The 16881-nt window shown below is 52.5% G+C and carries 19 protein-coding genes and 1 pseudogene; 14 read left to right on the top strand and 6 right to left on the bottom strand.

The features are described 5' to 3' along the window. Entirely contained in the window at positions 1-633 is a 633-nt protein-coding gene (gene crp, locus OGX89_RS12820; protein WP_000242758.1) for a cAMP-activated global transcriptional regulator CRP, read from the bottom strand. A gap of 308 nt (positions 634-941) precedes the next feature. On the opposite strand from crp, the gene OGX89_RS12815 reads away from it, so the two are divergent. Next, complete coding sequence (locus OGX89_RS12815) at positions 942-1349, top strand: OsmC family protein (RefSeq protein ID WP_003827750.1); 408 nt, start codon at positions 942-944, stop codon at positions 1347-1349. Positions 1350-1442: 93 nt separating this feature from the next. Here the strand turns inward: OGX89_RS12815 and OGX89_RS12810 are convergent, their stop codons facing one another. The 4 genes and pseudogenes from OGX89_RS12810 to OGX89_RS12795 all read right to left on the bottom strand — a co-directional run bounded on the left by OGX89_RS12810 (position 1443) and on the right by OGX89_RS12795 (position 5726). After that, positions 1443-2312 carry a phosphoribulokinase gene (locus OGX89_RS12810; RefSeq protein ID WP_286560593.1) on the bottom strand — a complete coding sequence of 290 codons (870 nt, stop codon included), beginning with the start codon at positions 2310-2312 and terminating at the stop codon, positions 1443-1445. A 53-nt stretch (positions 2313-2365) separates the two neighbouring features. After that, positions 2366-2584: a YheU family protein gene (locus OGX89_RS12805; protein ID WP_003023615.1), complete on the bottom strand. Its 219-nt coding sequence runs from the start codon at positions 2582-2584 to the stop codon at positions 2366-2368. Beyond that, positions 2581-3649: pseudogene (locus OGX89_RS12800) on the bottom strand (hydrolase). The gene OGX89_RS12805 and the pseudogene OGX89_RS12800 overlap by 4 nt, the downstream one beginning before the upstream one ends. Positions 3650-3818: 169 nt before the next feature. Next, a complete protein-coding gene (locus OGX89_RS12795; RefSeq protein ID WP_126956351.1) occupies positions 3819-5726 on the bottom strand; it encodes an ABC transporter ATP-binding protein in 1908 nt (635 codons plus the stop codon). Between the two features lie 132 nt (positions 5727-5858). Here OGX89_RS12795 and kefG point away from each other — a divergent pair, with 132 nt between their 5' ends. From kefG to slyD, 4 genes are all read left to right on the top strand, one after another. Then, positions 5859-6410, top strand: a complete 552-nt coding sequence (kefG, locus tag OGX89_RS12790; RefSeq protein ID WP_003023629.1) for a glutathione-regulated potassium-efflux system ancillary protein KefG — start codon at positions 5859-5861, stop codon at positions 6408-6410. Then, positions 6410-8215, top strand: a complete 1806-nt coding sequence (gene kefB / locus OGX89_RS12785; protein WP_003827759.1) for a glutathione-regulated potassium-efflux system protein KefB — start codon at positions 6410-6412, stop codon at positions 8213-8215. The genes kefG and kefB overlap by 1 nt, the downstream gene beginning before the upstream one ends. Before the next feature lie 9 nt (positions 8216-8224). Then, complete coding sequence (locus tag OGX89_RS12780) at positions 8225-8425, top strand: YheV family putative zinc ribbon protein (RefSeq protein WP_003023632.1); 201 nt, start codon at positions 8225-8227, stop codon at positions 8423-8425. Between the two features lie 94 nt (positions 8426-8519). Continuing rightward, complete coding sequence (slyD, locus tag OGX89_RS12775; RefSeq protein WP_003023634.1) at positions 8520-9125, top strand: peptidylprolyl isomerase; 606 nt, start codon at positions 8520-8522, stop codon at positions 9123-9125. A 113-nt stretch (positions 9126-9238) separates the two neighbouring features. On the opposite strand, the gene OGX89_RS12770 is transcribed toward slyD, so the two are convergent. Continuing rightward, on the bottom strand, positions 9239-9457 hold the full coding sequence (locus OGX89_RS12770; protein WP_003023639.1) for a protein SlyX: 219 nt from the start codon (positions 9455-9457) through the stop codon (positions 9239-9241). A 232-nt stretch (positions 9458-9689) separates the two neighbouring features. Here OGX89_RS12770 and fkpA point away from each other — a divergent pair, with 232 nt between their 5' ends. The 9 genes from fkpA to tuf form a co-directional block, all read left to right on the top strand. Then, positions 9690-10508 (top strand): FKBP-type peptidyl-prolyl cis-trans isomerase, encoded by an 819-nt coding sequence (fkpA, locus tag OGX89_RS12765; RefSeq protein ID WP_003827768.1) that lies wholly within the window; start codon positions 9690-9692, stop codon positions 10506-10508. A 167-nt stretch (positions 10509-10675) separates the two neighbouring features. Then, the gene (locus tag OGX89_RS12760) at positions 10676-11398 is read left to right on the top strand and encodes a helix-turn-helix transcriptional regulator (RefSeq protein ID WP_003023643.1); all 723 of its coding nucleotides are present in this window, start codon (positions 10676-10678) and stop codon (positions 11396-11398) included. Continuing rightward, complete coding sequence (tusD, locus tag OGX89_RS12755) at positions 11398-11784, top strand: sulfurtransferase complex subunit TusD (RefSeq protein ID WP_003827770.1); 387 nt, start codon at positions 11398-11400, stop codon at positions 11782-11784. The genes OGX89_RS12760 and tusD overlap by 1 nt, the downstream gene beginning before the upstream one ends. Continuing rightward, on the top strand, positions 11784-12143 hold the full coding sequence (gene tusC, locus OGX89_RS12750; RefSeq protein ID WP_003827771.1) for a sulfurtransferase complex subunit TusC: 360 nt from the start codon (positions 11784-11786) through the stop codon (positions 12141-12143). Before tusD ends, tusC begins: the two co-directional genes overlap by 1 nt. A 7-nt stretch (positions 12144-12150) precedes the next feature. Continuing rightward, positions 12151-12438 carry a sulfurtransferase complex subunit TusB gene (gene tusB / locus OGX89_RS12745; protein WP_003023651.1) on the top strand — a complete coding sequence of 96 codons (288 nt, stop codon included), beginning with the start codon at positions 12151-12153 and terminating at the stop codon, positions 12436-12438. Between the two features lie 125 nt (positions 12439-12563). Beyond that, positions 12564-12938 carry a 30S ribosomal protein S12 gene (gene rpsL / locus OGX89_RS12740; protein WP_003023654.1) on the top strand — a complete coding sequence of 125 codons (375 nt, stop codon included), beginning with the start codon at positions 12564-12566 and terminating at the stop codon, positions 12936-12938. 95 nt (positions 12939-13033) lie between these two features. Beyond that, positions 13034-13504, top strand: coding sequence for a 30S ribosomal protein S7 (gene rpsG / locus OGX89_RS12735; RefSeq protein ID WP_003023657.1), 471 nt, complete (start codon positions 13034-13036; stop codon positions 13502-13504). Positions 13505-13600: 96 nt separating this feature from the next. Beyond that, positions 13601-15715 (top strand): elongation factor G, encoded by a 2115-nt coding sequence (fusA, locus tag OGX89_RS12730; RefSeq protein WP_003023659.1) that lies wholly within the window; start codon positions 13601-13603, stop codon positions 15713-15715. A gap of 69 nt (positions 15716-15784) precedes the next feature. Further along, positions 15785-16881: elongation factor Tu (gene tuf / locus OGX89_RS12725; protein ID WP_118262821.1), on the top strand; the 1097-nt coding region annotated here is incomplete at its 3' end.

Genomic DNA, 16881 nt, shown 5'->3' with positions numbered 1-16881 from the left:
TTAACGCGTGCCGTAGACGACGATGGTCTTACCGTGCGCGGAGATCAGGTTCTGATCTTCCAGCATCTTCAGAATACGACCGACGGTCTCACGGGAGCAGCCAACGATCTGGCCGATTTCCTGACGGGTGATTTTAATCTGCATGCCGTCCGGGTGGGTCATCGCATCAGGCTGTTTCGCCAGATTCAGCAGAGTCTGCGCGATACGACCGGTTACGTCGAGGAAGGCAAGGTTGCCCACTTTTTCAGACGTGACCTGCAGACGACGAGCCATCTGAGAAGACAGGCGCATCAGAATATCCGGGTTGACCTGGATTAATTGGCGAAATTTTTTGTAGGAAATTTCAGCGACTTCACATGCGGTTTTGGCACGTACCCAGGCGCTACGTTCCTGACCTTCTTCGAAGAGGCCTAATTCACCAATAAAATCGCCCTGATTCAGATAAGAAAGGATCATTTCTTTCCCTTCTTCATCTTTGATCAGCACTGCCACGGAGCCTTTAACGATGTAATACAACGTTTCCGCTTTTTCACCCTGGTGAATCAGCGTGCTCTTCGATGGGTACTTATGAATATGGCAATGAGACAAGAACCATTCGAGAGTCGGGTCTGTTTGCGGTTTGCCAAGCACCATGCGCGGTTATCCTCTGTTATAAGCTGTCTCCAGAGCCAGAAAACGACGCTGCCTCTGGGTTTGCAAAAATATGCTTCCCGCTACCTGGGAAAGGGGCTGTCAAAAATATACTGCAGCCTGTAATGTGATGTCCTCTGCATACATGCAGTACGTCAATGTATTACTGTAGCATCCCGTCTGTTTTAGCATAGCTTTCGCCGTGTGTCTCCTGGTGTCTCGCTTCAGCATGACGCAGGTCGCCTTCCGTTGCGAGAATTGTTATGTGCGCGTAATCTGTCAGGAAAATTGAAACATTGGAGTTACGAAATATGCAAGCGCGTGTAAAGTGGGTTGAGGGGTTAACCTTCCTCGGTGAGTCCGCCTCTGGTCACCAAATTTTGATGGACGGTAACTCCGGTGATAAAGCGCCGAGCCCGATGGAAATGGTATTAATGGCTGCTGGCGGTTGTAGCGCGATTGATGTGGTATCGATCCTGCAAAAGGGTCGTCAGGATGTGACCAACTGCGAAGTGAAACTGACTTCAGAGCGTCGTGATGAAGCGCCGCGCCTGTTTACCCACATCAACCTGCATTTCATCGTAACGGGTAACGATCTGAAAGATGCGTCTGTCTCCCGCGCCGTCGATCTTTCAGCGGAAAAATACTGCTCCGTAGCGTTGATGCTGGAAAAGGCAGTGAATATTACCCATTCCTATGAAGTGGTTGCTGCTGCGTGATGCCATGCCTGATGGCGTTTCACTTATCAGGCCTACAGGATATAAACGCGTAGGCCGGATAAGGCATCAGCTGCCATCAGGCAAAAGACTAAATCACTCTATCTTCTTACCTTCCATCAGTCGCTGTACCAGCGGCAGCATAATCAATTCCATCGCCAGACCCATTTTGCCGCCAGGTACGACTAACGTATTGATATGGGAAATGAATGAGCCCTGCAGCATGGCCAGTAACCACGGGAAGTCGATCCCTTCCAGGTTACGAAAATGAATCACGACAAAGCTTTCATCCAGTGACGGAGTACTCTTAGCGGCAAAGGGATTAGAGGTATCGACGGTCGGTACGCGCTGGAAGTTAATATGCGTCCGGGAAAACTGCGGCGTGATGTAATTGATGTAATCGTCCATTGAGCGCACCACCGAGTCCATCACCGCTTCACGCGAATGGCCACGCTCGCTGGTATCGCGAGTCAGCTTCTGGATCCATTCCAGGTTTACGATAGGTACCACGCCAACCAGCAGATCGACATGCCGGGCCACGTTTTGCTGCGGGGTGACGACACCGCCGTGCAGCCCTTCGTAGAACAGTACATCCGTCGGTTCAGGCAGCGGCTGCCAGGGCGTGAATGTACCCGGAACCTGGTTCCATGGTACGGCCTCATCGTAAGTGTGCAGATATTTTCGCGACTGGCCTTTGCCCGTCTGACCGTATTCGATGAAGGTTTGTTCCAGCAAGCCGAAGTCATTAGCTTCGGGGCCAAAATAGCTGATATGCCGCCCGGCATCGCGTGCTTTGCGAATCGCCATATCCATTTCCGGACGGGTATAGCGATGAAAACTGTCACCTTCCACCTCGGCGGCGCGCAGATTTAACTGCGCGAAAATTTTACGAAACGCGAGGCTGGTGGTAGTGGTCCCCGCGCCGCTGGATCCTGTTACCGCAATCACCGGATGTTTGGCAGACATAACAACTCCATGAAATGGTTGTAATTATAGTAAAGTCGGCCGGCGGCTACGGATTACTCGTGAATCTGCTTCCTCGGCATAATGTTGACCGTTTCATGCAGTTCAGACCACACCAGCACGGCTTCACCTGATTGTAGTTGGCGTTTGACGTCGGCGACTTTTTGTTCGAGCGAGCGTTCATGTTCACCATAATCGGTGCCTTCGCGCAAGACAAAGCTTTCAATCAAATTGTCCAGCGCGTCCGGGGAGATATCTTGCCATGGGATAATCATGATGATGCCTCCAGATACGTTGTCAGCCAGTCCGGGATTCTTGATTCCAGCCACATCTCAGGACGGCGCACCGTGCCACCTATAAATCCAACGTGGCCGCCGTGTTCAGTAAGCTGGTACTCCACCTGTGAGGGCAGATTTTCCGGTTTCGGGATCACATGATGATCCATAAACGGATCGTCTTTCGCATGGATAATCAGCGTTGGTTTGGCGATCCGATTGAGCAACGGCATGGCGCTGCACTGGCGGTAATAGTCTATAGCATCGGCGAAACCGTGGATTTTGGCGGTGATTAGATCGTCAAAATCGCGAATGCGGCGTAAAGATTTCAACTGGGCCAGACTCACCGGCAGCGAACCTGGATAAGCTTCAAGCTTACGTGAGGCATTGGCTTTCAACAGATTGAGCAGGTAGCGCTGGTAGACCCGGGAGAAGCCCTTGTCCATATGGTAGCTACAGGCTTCGAGCACGAAAGGTGCAGAAACGATAACCGCCGCATCTATCGGAATATCGTTGCCTTCTTTTGCCAGCAGGCAAGCCAGCATGTTTCCACCGAGTGAATAACCTACCGCCGCGGTCGGTACGCGACCGAACTCACGCTCCAGCCAGTGTAAAAACCAGGTGCCATCTTCTGTTTCGCCCGAGTGATAAATGCGGTTCAGACGATTGGGTTCGCCGCTGCAGCCGCGAAAATGCATTACCACGCCCAGCCAGCCGCGCTTTTGTGCTGCTTCAATCAGGCCATGTGCGTAGGGGCTGTTTAGACTGCCTTCCAGACCGTGAAAAACCACCAGGCGCGGTTTGTGTTTCGCCTGTTGCGGATCTTCGCTCCACGCCAGATCGACGAAATCACCGTCGGGCAATTCCAGACGCTGCCAGTGGGCGTCGAACTTCACCTTGCGGCGAATTAAACGCGGCAGCATCGTCTGCAGATGGCGGTTACTGATACCGCGCATCGGGCGGAATTCTCGCGAATCGTCGGTAGGTGGGGTCATTTCTGTGGACGTGATTTCAACCATAACACCGGAGCAATTAATAATCGGAAAGAGTAACTATACCGCGCACAGCGCGTGCGGGTTAGCCAATATGTGATTTTGTCGCTAGTCAGTCAGCAGGTTACGCGAGATTGGGTCACAACTACGTCAACGAAACGTAGGCCTGATAAGACGCGCGAGCGTCCTCATCAGGCATTTTCGGCTCTGGCGCCGGATGGCAGCTTCGCCTTCTCCGGCAATCATGACGACTCGGCGAGCATTTGCTCAAGCTGCTCCTGAGCCCCCAGCCAGGCCATTTCACACTCTTCCAGCCCGGATTTCGCACTGGCCTGCTGCTGCAAACAGGCGGTAAGTTCGGCTTTGCGACTTTGGTCGTACAGTTCGCTGTCGCCGAGTTTTTCTTCCGCCTGCGCCAGCTGTGCGTGCAGTTTCTCCATCTCTTTTTCCAGACGGGTAATCTCTTTACGCAGCGGCTGCGTCAGGGAGCGCAGTTCCGCTTCGCGGCGCTTCTGGTCTTTACGCGCCTGGGCGCTGTTAACGCTCTCTTTCGCCGGTTCGTCGCCCTGGTTTTCCTGTTTCTGGACATCGCTCAGCCACTGCTGATAATCCTCCAGATCGCCATCAAACGGCTCGACTTTCTTGTCGTGTACCAGATAGAGGTCGTCGGTGGTGGAGCGGATCAGGTGACGGTCGTGCGAGACGACAACCAGCGCGCCTTCAAAGTCGATCAGCGCCTCGGTCAGCGCCTGACGCATATCCAAGTCCAGGTGGTTGGTCGGTTCATCGAGCAGCAGTAGGTTAGGGCGCTGCCAGACGATCAACGCCAGCACCAGACGCGCTTTTTCGCCACCGGAGAAGCGGCGTGTCTCTTCGCTGACTTTATCGCCCTGGAAGCCGAATCCACCCAGGTAGTCACGCAATTTCTGTTCCAACTCCTGCGGTGCCATGCGTGCCAGATGCTGAATGGGTGATTCATCGGCGCGTAAAAACTCCAGCTGGTGCTGCGCGAAGTAGCCCAGCTTGATGCCTTTCGCCAGGCCAATCTCGCCGCTGATGGGGGCCAGTTCGCCGGCCAGCAGCTTAATCAGCGTCGATTTACCCGCGCCGTTGCGACCGAGCAGGCCGATGCGGGAACCCGGCACCAGATTCAGTTTGATCGAATCGAGAATGGCGCGATCGCCGTAGCCAGCGCTGACCTTTTCCATCTTCAGCAGCGGGTTTGGCAGGCTTTCCGGCTCACGGAAGCTGAAGTGGAACGGGTTGTCCACGTGCGCTGGGGCAATCAGCTCCATGCGTTCCAGCATTTTGATACGGCTCTGTGCCTGCTTCGCTTTCGTTGCTTTAGCGCGGAAACGATCGATATAGCTTTGCAGATGCGCCACGCGCTCCTGCTGGCTTTCGTACATTGCCTGTTGCTGTGCGAGGCGCGTCGCCCGCTGGATTTCAAACGCGCTGTAGTTGCCGGTGTACTCGAACATGGTTTGCTGTTCGATATGGATAATTTTATCTACCACCGGATCGAGGAAGTCGCGATCGTGGGAGATCAAAATCAGCGTACCCTGATAGCTTTTCAGCCATCTTTCCAGCCAGATCACCGCGTCGAGATCGAGGTGGTTGGTGGGTTCATCGAGCAGCAGTAGGTCTGAACGGCAAATCAGCGCCTGGGCCAGGTTGAGACGCATACGCCAGCCACCGGAGAAGTCGCTGACCGGGCGCTCAAGCTGTTCGTTGGAGAAGCCGAGGCCATGCAGCAGGCTGGCGGCGCGTGAGCGCACAGTCCAGGCGTCGATGGCATCCAGCTTGCCATGGACAGTGGCAATGGCATGTCCATCGTTACGTTCGTTAGCGTCGTTCAACTGCGCTTCCAGTTGACGATACTCGCGGTCGCCGTCAATGACGTACTCCAGCGCGGGCTGTGGCAACGCAGGCGTTTCCTGATTCACCCACGCGAGCTGCCAGTTTCCCGGATAGGTAAATCCTCCAGCGTCGGCGCTGAGTTCATTTTTCAGCAATGCCAGCAGGGTAGATTTACCGCAGCCATTTTTACCCACCAGGCCAACCTTCTGCCCTGGATTAATGGTGGCCGTGGCATTGTCCAGCAAGACGCGCACGCCGCGACGAATTTGTAACGATGAGAAAACAATCATAAGGCGCCGTATGTTCAGACTATGTTAATTTATCATTATGATAATGTAATGTGTGGGCCGTTTGCCGCACCGAGGCGCAATGGTAGCCCAAAACGTCGAAAATAGACAAAAGACAAAACCGGGAGGGGGATGATGTTCCAGCCAGCGAAAGTCTTGCTGCTGTATGCCCATCCGGAATCTCAGGACTCGGTCGCGAACCGTGTTCTGCTTAAACCGGCCATGCAGCTCAGCAATGTTACCGTGCACGACCTTTACGCGCACTATCCTGATTTTTTTATCGATATTCCGCATGAACAGGCGCTGCTGCGTGAGCATGATGTGATTGTTTTTCAGCACCCACTCTATACCTATAGCTGTCCGGCGCTGTTAAAGGAATGGCTTGACCGCGTACTGAGCCGCGGATTTGCCAGCGGTCCCGGAGGGAATCAACTGGCGGGAAAGTACTGGCGTAGCGTTATCACTACCGGAGAACCGGAAAGTGCCTACCGCTATGACGCGCTAAACCGTTATCCAATGAGCGATGTGCTGCGTCCTTTCGAGCTAACGGCCGGTATGTGCCGCATGCACTGGATGAGCCCAATTATCGTTTACTGGGCCAGACGGCAAACGAAGCAGGAGCTGGACAGCCATGCGAAAGCGTATGGTGACTGGCTGGCGAATCCAATCCCTGTGGGAGGCCGCTAATGGAAGGTTCTGATTTATTGACAGCGGGAGTGTTGTTCCTCTTCGCGGCGGTGGCTGCAGTTCCCCTGGCCTCAAAGCTGGGTATCGGTCCTGTGCTGGGTTACTTGCTGGCGGGTATTGCTATCGGCCCGTGGGGATTAGGATTCATCAGCGATGTGGATGAAATTCTGCACTTCTCCGAGCTGGGCGTAGTCTTTCTGATGTTCATCATTGGGCTGGAACTTAATCCCGCCAAACTGTGGCAACTGCGGCGTTCAATTTTTGGCGTCGGTGCCGCGCAGGTGATGCTGAGCGCGGTGGTGCTGGCCGGATTATTGATGCTCACTGCGTTCTCCTGGCAGGCGGCAGTGGTTGGCGGCATTGGTCTGGCGATGTCATCGACCGCTATGGCGCTACAGTTGATGCGCGAAAAAGGCATGAACCGCAGTGAATCCGGACAACTGGGTTTTTCGGTACTGCTGTTTCAGGATCTGGCGGTGATCCCCGCGCTGGCACTGGTTCCGCTGCTGGCGGGTTCTGCTGACGAACATTTTGACTGGATCAAAGTGGGAATGAAGGTGCTGGCCTTTGCCGGCATGCTGATTGGCGGTCGCTATTTGCTGCGTCCGGTTTTCCGCTTTATTGCGGATTCTGGCGTGCGGGAAGTGTTCACCGCTGCCACGCTGCTGTTGGTGCTGGGTTCTGCTCTATTTATGGATGCGCTGGGGCTGTCAATGGCGCTGGGAACGTTTATCGCGGGCGTGCTGCTGGCGGAAAGCGAATACCGACATGAGCTGGAAACGGCAATCGATCCGTTTAAAGGCCTGTTGCTCGGGCTGTTTTTTATCTCCGTTGGCATGTCGCTCAACCTCGGCGTGCTCTACACCCATATTCTGTGGGTGGCAGCGAGCGTGATAGTGCTGGTGGTCGTAAAAATGCTGGTGCTGTATGTGCTGGCGCGTCTTAACGGCATGAGAAGCTCTGAACGGATGCAATTTGCCGGGGTTTTAAGTCAGGGTGGTGAATTCGCTTTCGTGCTGTTTTCAACGGCATCCTCGCAACGGCTGTTTCAGGGCGACCAAATGGCGTTGCTGCTGGTGACCGTCACGCTGTCGATGATGACCACACCGCTGGTGATGAAGCTGATTGATAAATGGCTCTCCCGCCAGTTTAACGGCACGGATGAGGAAGATGAAAAACCCTGGGTGGAAGATGATAAACCGCAGGTGATTGTGGTGGGGTTTGGGCGTTTTGGTCAGGTTATTGGTCGCCTGTTGATGGCCAATAAAATGCGCATTACCGTTCTGGAGCGGGATATCAGCGCGGTGAATCTGATGCGTAAATATGGCTATAAGGTTTATTACGGTGATGCCACGCAGGTGGAACTGTTGCGCTCCGCAGGGGCAGAGGCGGCGCAATCTATTGTTATTACGTGTAATGAGCCTGAAGACACCATGAAACTGGTGGAACTGTGCCAACAGTATTTTCCGCATTTGCATATTCTTGCGCGAGCGCGCGGACGTGTAGAGGCACATGAGTTATTACAGGCTGGTGTGACGCAGTTTTCCCGCGAAACGTTCTCCAGTGCGCTGGAGTTGGGGCGTAAAACGCTGGTTACACTGGGAATGCATCCGCACCAGGCTCAGCGCGCTCAGCTGCATTTTCGGCGGCTGGATATGCGCATGCTGCGGGAACTGATCCCCATGCATACAGATACGGTACAAATCTCTCGAGCCAGGGAAGCCCGACGCGAGCTGGAGGAAATTTTCCAACGAGAGATGCAGCAAGAGCGACGTCAGTTGGATGGCTGGGATGAATTTGAGTAGAGGATAACCATGGCAATTCGTAAACGTTTTATCGCAGGTGCAAAATGTCCGTCCTGCCAGTCGCAGGATACGCTGGCGATGTGGCGCGAAAATAATATCGATATTGTTGAGTGTGTTAAGTGCGGTCATCAGATGCGGGAAGCGGATAAAGAGGCGCGCGAGCACGTTCGCAAAGAAGAGCAAGTGATCGGGATTTTTCATCCGGACTAGCGATATGGCGCAGCTTTTTTTAAGCTAGAGGGTACACGGGTGCAGAATTCCGCTACAATCTGCGCCACTATTCTTTCCATGCTCAGGAGATATCATGAAAGTAGCAAAGGACCTGGTGGTCAGCCTGGCCTATCAGGTACGTACAGAAGACGGTGTGTTGGTTGATGAGTCTCCGGTGAGTGCACCGCTGGACTACCTGCATGGTCACGGTTCCCTGATTTCTGGCCTGGAAACAGCGCTGGACGGTCATGAAGTTGGCGACAAATTCGATGTTGCTGTTGGCGCAAACGACGCATACGGTCAGTACGACGAAAACCTGGTGCAGCGCGTTCCTAAAGACGTCTTCATGGGCGTTGACGAACTGCAGGTTGGCATGCGTTTCCTGGCTGAAACTGACCAGGGTCCAGTACCGGTAGAAATTACCGAAGTGGAAGACGACCACGTTGTGGTTGACGGTAACCACATGCTGGCTGGCCAGAATCTGAAATTCAACGTAGAAGTTGTTGCTATCCGCGAAGCGACCGAAGAAGAACTGGCTCACGGCCACGTTCACGGTGCGCACGGTCACGACCACGATCATGACCACGGTCATGACGGTTGCTGCGGTGGCCACGGTCACGACCATGGTCACGAGCACGGTGGCGAAGGCTGCTGCGGCGGTGGCGGTAAAGGTAACGGCGGCGGCTGCGGTTGCCACTGATCGGTATGATTGCCTGATGGCGCTACGCTTATCAGGCCTACCGTAGGCCGGATAAGACGTTTACGTCGTCATCCGGCACAAAAAAGCGGGGATATCCCCGCTTTTTTTACGTCTCAATAATGTGGCGGCGGGGTCTCTTCAGACTGCGACGCAATGTGGGACGGCTGCGTTGCTTTGAGCTTTTCTGTCAGCAGACGCAGATGGTCGCGCAGTTTGGCCATTTCCAGTTCATGCGCGGTCACCGTCACGTTGAGCTCTTCAATGGTGATCTCCTGAAATGCCAGGCGACTTTCCAGTTCAGCCAGGCGAGTTTCCATTGTTGTATCCTGCATGATTCACCTCTTTCTTTTTTCTCCGGCAGATCGCGGACTGCGGCGAATTCTACTTAACTTTGCCTGTTTGCACAGCACTCAATCTTCGGTAACGAAACTAATTTAAACAAAAAGAGTCTGAAAAGTGGTGATAATAGGGCGTGCCTGTATGTTGATTTGTTCTGCAACGCTTTATAGTACATTTTTATGTTAGCTAACCCTGGGGTGAGATGCCCCGGCCCTGGAGATATGGATGAAATCACTGTTTAAAGTAACGCTGCTGGCGACCACAATGGCTGTTGCTCTGCATGCCCCGATCACCTTCGCTGCTGATGCTGCGAAACCAGCCGCTACTGCTGACAGCAAAGCAGCATTCAAGAATGACGACCAAAAAGCCGCTTACGCGCTGGGCGCGTCCCTGGGTCGTTATATGGAAAACTCTCTGAAAGAGCAGGAAAAACTGGGCATCAAACTGGATAAAGATCAGCTGATCGCTGGTGTTCAGGATGCGTTTGCAGACAAGAGCAAACTGTCTGACCAGGAAATCGAACAAACTCTGCAGGCGTTTGAAGCGCGCGTGAAGAGCTCCGCCCAGGCGAAAATGGAAAAAGACGCGGCTGACAACGAAGCCAAAGGTAAAGTTTACCGCGAGAAATTTGCTAAAGAGAAAGGCGTTAAAACCTCTTCTACTGGCCTGGTCTACAAAGTAGAGAAAGAAGGTACTGGCGCTGCACCGAAAGACAGCGATACGGTGGTAGTCAACTACAAAGGTACGCTGATCGATGGTAAAGAGTTTGATAACTCCTACACCCGTGGTGAGCCGCTGTCTTTCCGTCTTGACGGTGTAATCCCTGGTTGGACTGAAGGCCTGAAAAACATCAAGAAAGGCGGCAAAATCCAGCTGGTTATCCCACCGGATCTGGCTTACGGCAAAACCGGCGTCCCGGGTATTCCGGCCAACTCTACGCTGGTCTTTGATGTTGAACTGTTAGACATCAAACCGGCACCGAAAGCTGACGCGCAGCCAGATGCTGCACCGGCAGATAAAGCTGCAGACAGCAGCAAAAAATAAGCTAACAAAAACCGCCGCCCACAGGGCGGCGGTTTTTTATTATCGACAGGATATAATTAATACTGGAAAGCGCCTTGTGCGCTGTATTACTTTAGATGCCCCTATAATAGTGATGAGCCTGCCCTGACAACATAACGACAGGCTCCTGAAAAGGAGTGCTTTTTTTCATGTCCAGGTCGCTTTTAACCAACGAAACCAGTGAGCTAGATTTGCTGGATCAACGTCCTTTCGATCAAACCGACTTCGATATCCTCAAATCCTACGAAGCGGTAGTGGACGGGTTGGCGATGCTCATTGGTTCCCATTGTGAAATCGTATTGCACTCTTTGCAGGATTTGAAATGCTCGGCCATCCGCATTGCTAACGGTGAACACACGGGCCGTAAAATTGGCTCACCGATTACCGACCTTGCGTTGCGTATGCTGCATGATATGACGGGTGCGGATAGCAGCGTGTCGAAGTGTTACTTCACACGTGCGAAAAGCGGTGTCTTGATGAAGTCGGTGACGATTGCCATTCGCAACCGTGAGCATCGCGTGATTGGTCTGCTGTGCATCAACATGAACCTTGATGTTCCTTTCTCGCAGATAATGAATACCTTTATCCCACCGGAAACCCCGGAAGTGGGCTCTGCCGTCAACTTCGCTTCTTCGGTGGAAGATCTGGTTACCCAGACGCTGGAATTCACGATCGAAGAAGTGAATGCCGATCGCAATGTTTCCAACAACGCGAAGAACCGCCAGATCGTCCTGAATTTATATGAGAAAGGCATCTTCGATATTAAAGATGCCATCAACCAGGTCGCCGATCGGCTGAACATCTCCAAACATACGGTCTACCTCTATATTCGTCAGTTCAAAAGCGGCGATTTCCAGGGGCAAGACAAGTAATGCGTTTTGCCATCATGGTGACAGGGCCTGCTTATGGCACGCAGCAGGCGAGTAGCGCGTTGCAATTTGCTCATGCGCTTCTCGAAGAAGGGCATGAGTTATGCAGCGTCTTTTTCTATCGTGAAGGTGTATATAACGCCAATTTCCTGACTTCACCCGCCAGTGATGAATATGATCTGGTGCGGGCCTGGCAACAGCTGAACCAACAGCATGGTGTAACGCTGAATATCTGCGTGGCGGCGGCGTTGCGTCGCGGCGTTGTTGATGAAACTGAGGCAAAGCGGCTGGGGCTGGCAGGGGCTAATTTACAACCAGGTTTTAACCTCAGCGGGCTTGGATCGCTGGCTGAGGCATCCCTGACCTGCGATCGCGTGGTGCAGTTCTGATGAAACGTGTTGCTTTTGTTTTTTCTACCGTACCGCACGGCAGCGCATCAGGCCGTGAAGGATTAGATGCATTGCTGGCGACATCTGCATTAACGGAAGACCTCGGCGTGTTTTTTATCGGCGATGGCGTCTTTCAAATCCTCCAGGGACAACAACCGGATGCCGTGCTGGCGCGAGACTATATCGCAACCTTCAAGCTGTTAGGGTTGTACGATATCGATCAATGTTGGCTGTGCGCCGCTTCATTACGCGAGCGGGGCCTTCAGCAGGGGGTTAATTTTGTGGTCGATGCGACAGCGCTTGAACCGGAAGATTTACGCCGTGAGTTAGGCAACTTTGACGTCATTTTAAGGTTTTGAGACTCTCATGCTGCACACACTACATCGCTCCGCGTGGCTTACCGATTTCTCCTCTCTTCTTCGCCTGATAGATAAAGACGATGAACTTTTATTGCTCCAGGATGGTGTGACGGCGGCAATCGAAGGCAGCCGCTTCCTTGAAAGTCTGCAAAATGCCTCCATTAAGGTCTATGTACTGGAAGAAGACATTAAGGCCCGCGGGTTGAGTGGTCAAATTTCAGACAGTGTCGTCAGGGTTAGCTATACTGACTTCGTCAGACTTACGGTGAAACATCCCAGCCAGATGTCCTGGTAATTGTGGGATCGTTGTATATTTCTTGACACCTTTTCGACACCGACCTAAAATTCTGCGTCCTCATATTGTATGAGGTCGTTTTATTACGTGTTTACGAAGCAAAAGCTAAAACCAGGAGCTATTTAATGGCAACAGTTAACCAGCTGGTACGCAAACCACGTGCACGCAAAGTTGCAAAAAGCAACGTGCCTGCGCTGGAAGCATGCCCGCAGAAACGTGGCGTATGTACTCGTGTATATACTACCACTCCTAAAAAACCGAACTCCGCACTGCGTAAAGTTTGCCGTGTTCGTCTGACTAACGGTTTTGAAGTGACTTCCTACATCGGTGGTGAAGGTCACAACCTGCAGGAGCACTCCGTGATCCTGATCCGTGGCGGTCGTGTAAAAGACCTCCCGGGTGTTCGTTACCACACCGTTCGTGGTGCGCTTGACTGCTCCGGCGTTAAAGACCGTAAGCAATCACGCTCCAAGTATGGCGTGAAACGTCCTAAGGCTTAATGGTTCTCCGTTAAGTAAGGCCAAACGTTTTATATTAATGTCAAACTAAACTCTTAGAGTTTTGGACAATCCTGAATTAACAACGGAGTATTTCCATGCCACGTCGTCGCGTCATTGGTCAGCGTAAAATTCTGCCGGATCCGAAGTTCGGATCAGAACTGCTGGCTAAATTTGTAAATATCCTGATGGTAGATGGTAAAAAATCTACTGCCGAAACTATCGTATACAGCGCGCTGGAGACCCTGGCTCAGCGTTCTGGTAAAAACGAACTGGAAGCTTTCGAAGTAGCTCTCGAAAACGTGCGCCCGACTGTCGAAGTTAAGTCTCGCCGCGTTGGTGGTTCTACTTATCAGGTACCAGTTGAAGTCCGTCCGGTCCGTCGTAATGCTCTGGCAATGCGTTGGATCGTTGAAGCTGCTCGTAAACGCGGTGATAAATCCATGGCTCTGCGCCTGGCGAACGAACTTTCTGATGCTGCAGAAAACAAAGGTACTGCAGTTAAGAAACGTGAAGACGTTCACCGTATGGCAGAAGCCAACAAGGCGTTCGCACACTACCGTTGGTAATCCCTTCGGAGTTTTAGTCACCAGGCGGGCGCTTCTAGTAAGCAGCCCGCTTTGGGCTACTTAAATTGAACGCCTAAAAGATAAACGAGGAATCAAATGGCTCGTACAACACCCATCGCGCGCTACCGTAACATCGGTATCAGTGCGCACATCGACGCCGGTAAAACCACTACTACCGAACGTATTCTGTTCTACACCGGTGTAAACCATAAAATCGGTGAAGTTCATGACGGCGCAGCCACCATGGACTGGATGGAGCAGGAGCAGGAACGTGGTATTACTATCACCTCCGCAGCGACTACTGCATTCTGGTCTGGTATGGCTAAGCAGTATGAACCGCATCGCGTAAACATCATCGACACCCCGGGGCACGTTGACTTCACTATCGAAGTAGAACGTTCCATGCGTGTGCTTGATGGTGCAGTAATGGTTTACTGCGCAGTTGGTGGTGTTCAGCCTCAGTCTGAAACCGTATGGCGTCAGGCAAACAAATATAAAGTTCCGCGCATTGCGTTCGTTAACAAAATGGACCGTATGGGTGCGAACTTCCTGAAAGTTGTTGGTCAGATCAAAACCCGTCTGGGCGCGAACCCTGTTCCGCTGCAGCTGGCAATTGGCGCTGAAGAAGCGTTCACCGGTGTTGTTGACCTGGTGAAAATGAAAGCCATCAACTGGAACGAAGAAGATGCAGGTGTAACCTTCACTTATGAAGATATCCCGGCTGACATGCAGGAACTGGCTGAAGAATGGCACCAGAACCTGATCGAGTCCGCTGCAGAAGCTTCAGAAGAGCTGATGGAGAAATACCTGGGTGGTGAAGAACTGACTGAAGAAGAGATCAAAAAAGCTCTGCGTCAGCGCGTTCTGAACAACGAAATCATCCTGGTAACCTGTGGTTCTGCGTTCAAGAACAAAGGTGTTCAGGCGATGCTGGATGCGGTAATTGATTACCTGCCATCCCCAGTAGACGTACCTGCGATCAACGGTATTCTGGACGACGGTAAAGATACTCCTGCTGAGCGTCATGCTAGCGATGACGAGCCGTTTGCTGCTCTGGCATTCAAAATCGCTACCGACCCGTTCGTGGGTAACCTGACCTTCTTCCGTGTGTACTCTGGTGTGGTTAACTCCGGTGACACCATCCTGAACTCCGTGAAAACTGCACGTGAACGTTTCGGCCGTATCGTACAGATGCACGCTAACAAACGTGAAGAGATCAAAGAAGTTCGCGCGGGCGATATCGCTGCTGCAATCGGTCTGAAAGACGTGACCACTGGTGACACTCTGTGTGACCCGGATCACCCGATCATTCTGGAACGTATGGAATTCCCTGAGCCGGTAATTTCCATCGCGGTAGAACCGAAAACCAAAGCTGACCAGGAAAAAATGGGTCTGGCTCTGGGCCGTCTGGCGAAAGAAGACCCGTCATTCCGCGTATGGACTGACGAAGAATCTAACCAGACCATTATCGCTGGTATGGGTGAGCTGCACCTCGACATCATCGTTGACCGTATGAAGCGTGAATTCAACGTTGAAGCGAACGTCGGTAAACCTCAGGTTGCTTACCGTGAAGCGATTCGCGCGAAAGTTACCGATATCGAAGGTAAACACGCTAAGCAGTCTGGTGGTCGCGGTCAGTACGGTCATGTTGTTATCGACATGTACCCGCTGGAGCCGGGTTCAAACCCGAAAGGCTACGAGTTCATCAACGACATCAAAGGTGGTGTAATTCCTGGCGAATACATCCCGGCCGTTGATAAAGGCATCCAGGAACAGCTGAAATCTGGCCCGCTGGCTGGTTACCCGGTTGTTGATCTGGGCGTGCGTCTGCACTTCGGTTCTTACCATGACGTTGACTCCTCTGAGCTGGCGTTTAAACTGGCCGCTTCTATCGCCTTCAAAGATGGCTTTAAGAAAGCGAAACCAGTTCTGCTTGAGCCTATCATGAAGGTTGAAGTAGAGACTCCGGAAGAGAACACCGGTGACGTAATCGGTGACTTGAGCCGCCGTCGTGGTATGCTTCGTGGTCAGGAATCCAACGTCACTGGCGTTGTTATCCATGCTGAAGTTCCGCTGTCTGAAATGTTCGGATATGCAACCCAGCTGCGTTCTCTGACCAAAGGCCGTGCTTCTTACTCCATGGAGTTCCTGAAGTACGACGATGCGCCGAACAACGTTGCTCAGGCCGTTATTGAAGCCCGTGGTAAATAATCCACAGGATTAAAACCTAAGTCCCGTGCTCTCTCCATAGGGGAGAGCACTATAGTAAGGAATATAGCCGTGTCTAAAGAAAAATTTGAACGTACAAAACCGCACGTTAACGTCGGCACCATCGGCCACGTTGACCACGGTAAAACTACCCTGACCGCTGCAATCACTACCGTACTGGCTAAAACCTACGGCGGTGCTGCTCGTGCATTCGACCAGATCGATAACGCGCCGGAAGAAAAAGCTCGTGGTATCACCATCAACACTTCTCACGTTGAATATGACACCCCGACTCGCCACTACGCACACGTAGACTGCCCGGGCCACGCCGACTATGTTAAAAACATGATCACCGGTGCTGCGCAGATGGACGGCGCGATCCTGGTTGTTGCTGCGACTGACGGCCCGATGCCGCAGACTCGTGAGCACATCCTGCTGGGTCGTCAGGTAGGTGTTCCGTACATCATCGTGTTCCTGAACAAATGCGACATGGTTGATGACGAAGAGCTGCTGGAACTGGTAGAAATGGAAGTTCGTGAACTTCTGTCTCAGTACGATTTCCCGGGCGACGACACTCCGATCGTTCGTGGTTCTGCTCTGAAAGCGCTGGAAGGCGAAGCAGAGTGGGAAGCGAAAATCATCGAACTGGCTGGCTTCCTGGATTCTTACATCCCAGAACCAGAGCGTGCGATTGACAAGCCGTTCCTGCTGCCTATCGAAGACGTATTCTCCATCTCCGGTCGTGGTACCGTTGTTACCGGTCGTGTAGAGCGCGGTATCATCAAAGTTGGTGAAGAAGTTGAAATCGTTGGTATCAAAGAGACTGCTAAGTCTACCTGTACTGGCGTTGAAATGTTCCGCAAACTGCTGGACGAAGGCCGTGCTGGTGAGAACGTTGGTGTTCTGCTGCGTGGTATCAAACGTGAAGAAATCGAACGTGGTCAGGTACTGGCTAAGCCGGGCTCTATCAAGCCGCACACCAAGTTCGAATCTGAAGTGTACATTCTGTCCAAAGACGAAGGCGGCCGTCATACTCCGTTCTTCAAAGGCTACCGTCCGCAGTTCTACTTCCGTACTACTGACGTGACTGGTACCATCGAACTGCCGGAAGGCGTAGAGATGGTAATGCCGGGCGACAACATCAAAATGGTTGTTACCCTGATCCACCC

The organism is Citrobacter sp. Cpo103, assembly GCF_030332605.1.
Lineage (GTDB): Bacteria > Pseudomonadota > Gammaproteobacteria > Enterobacterales > Enterobacteriaceae > Citrobacter > Citrobacter portucalensis.
The sequence above is the reverse complement of the archived record's forward strand: the minus strand, read 5'-3'. Positions and strand labels throughout refer to the sequence as shown.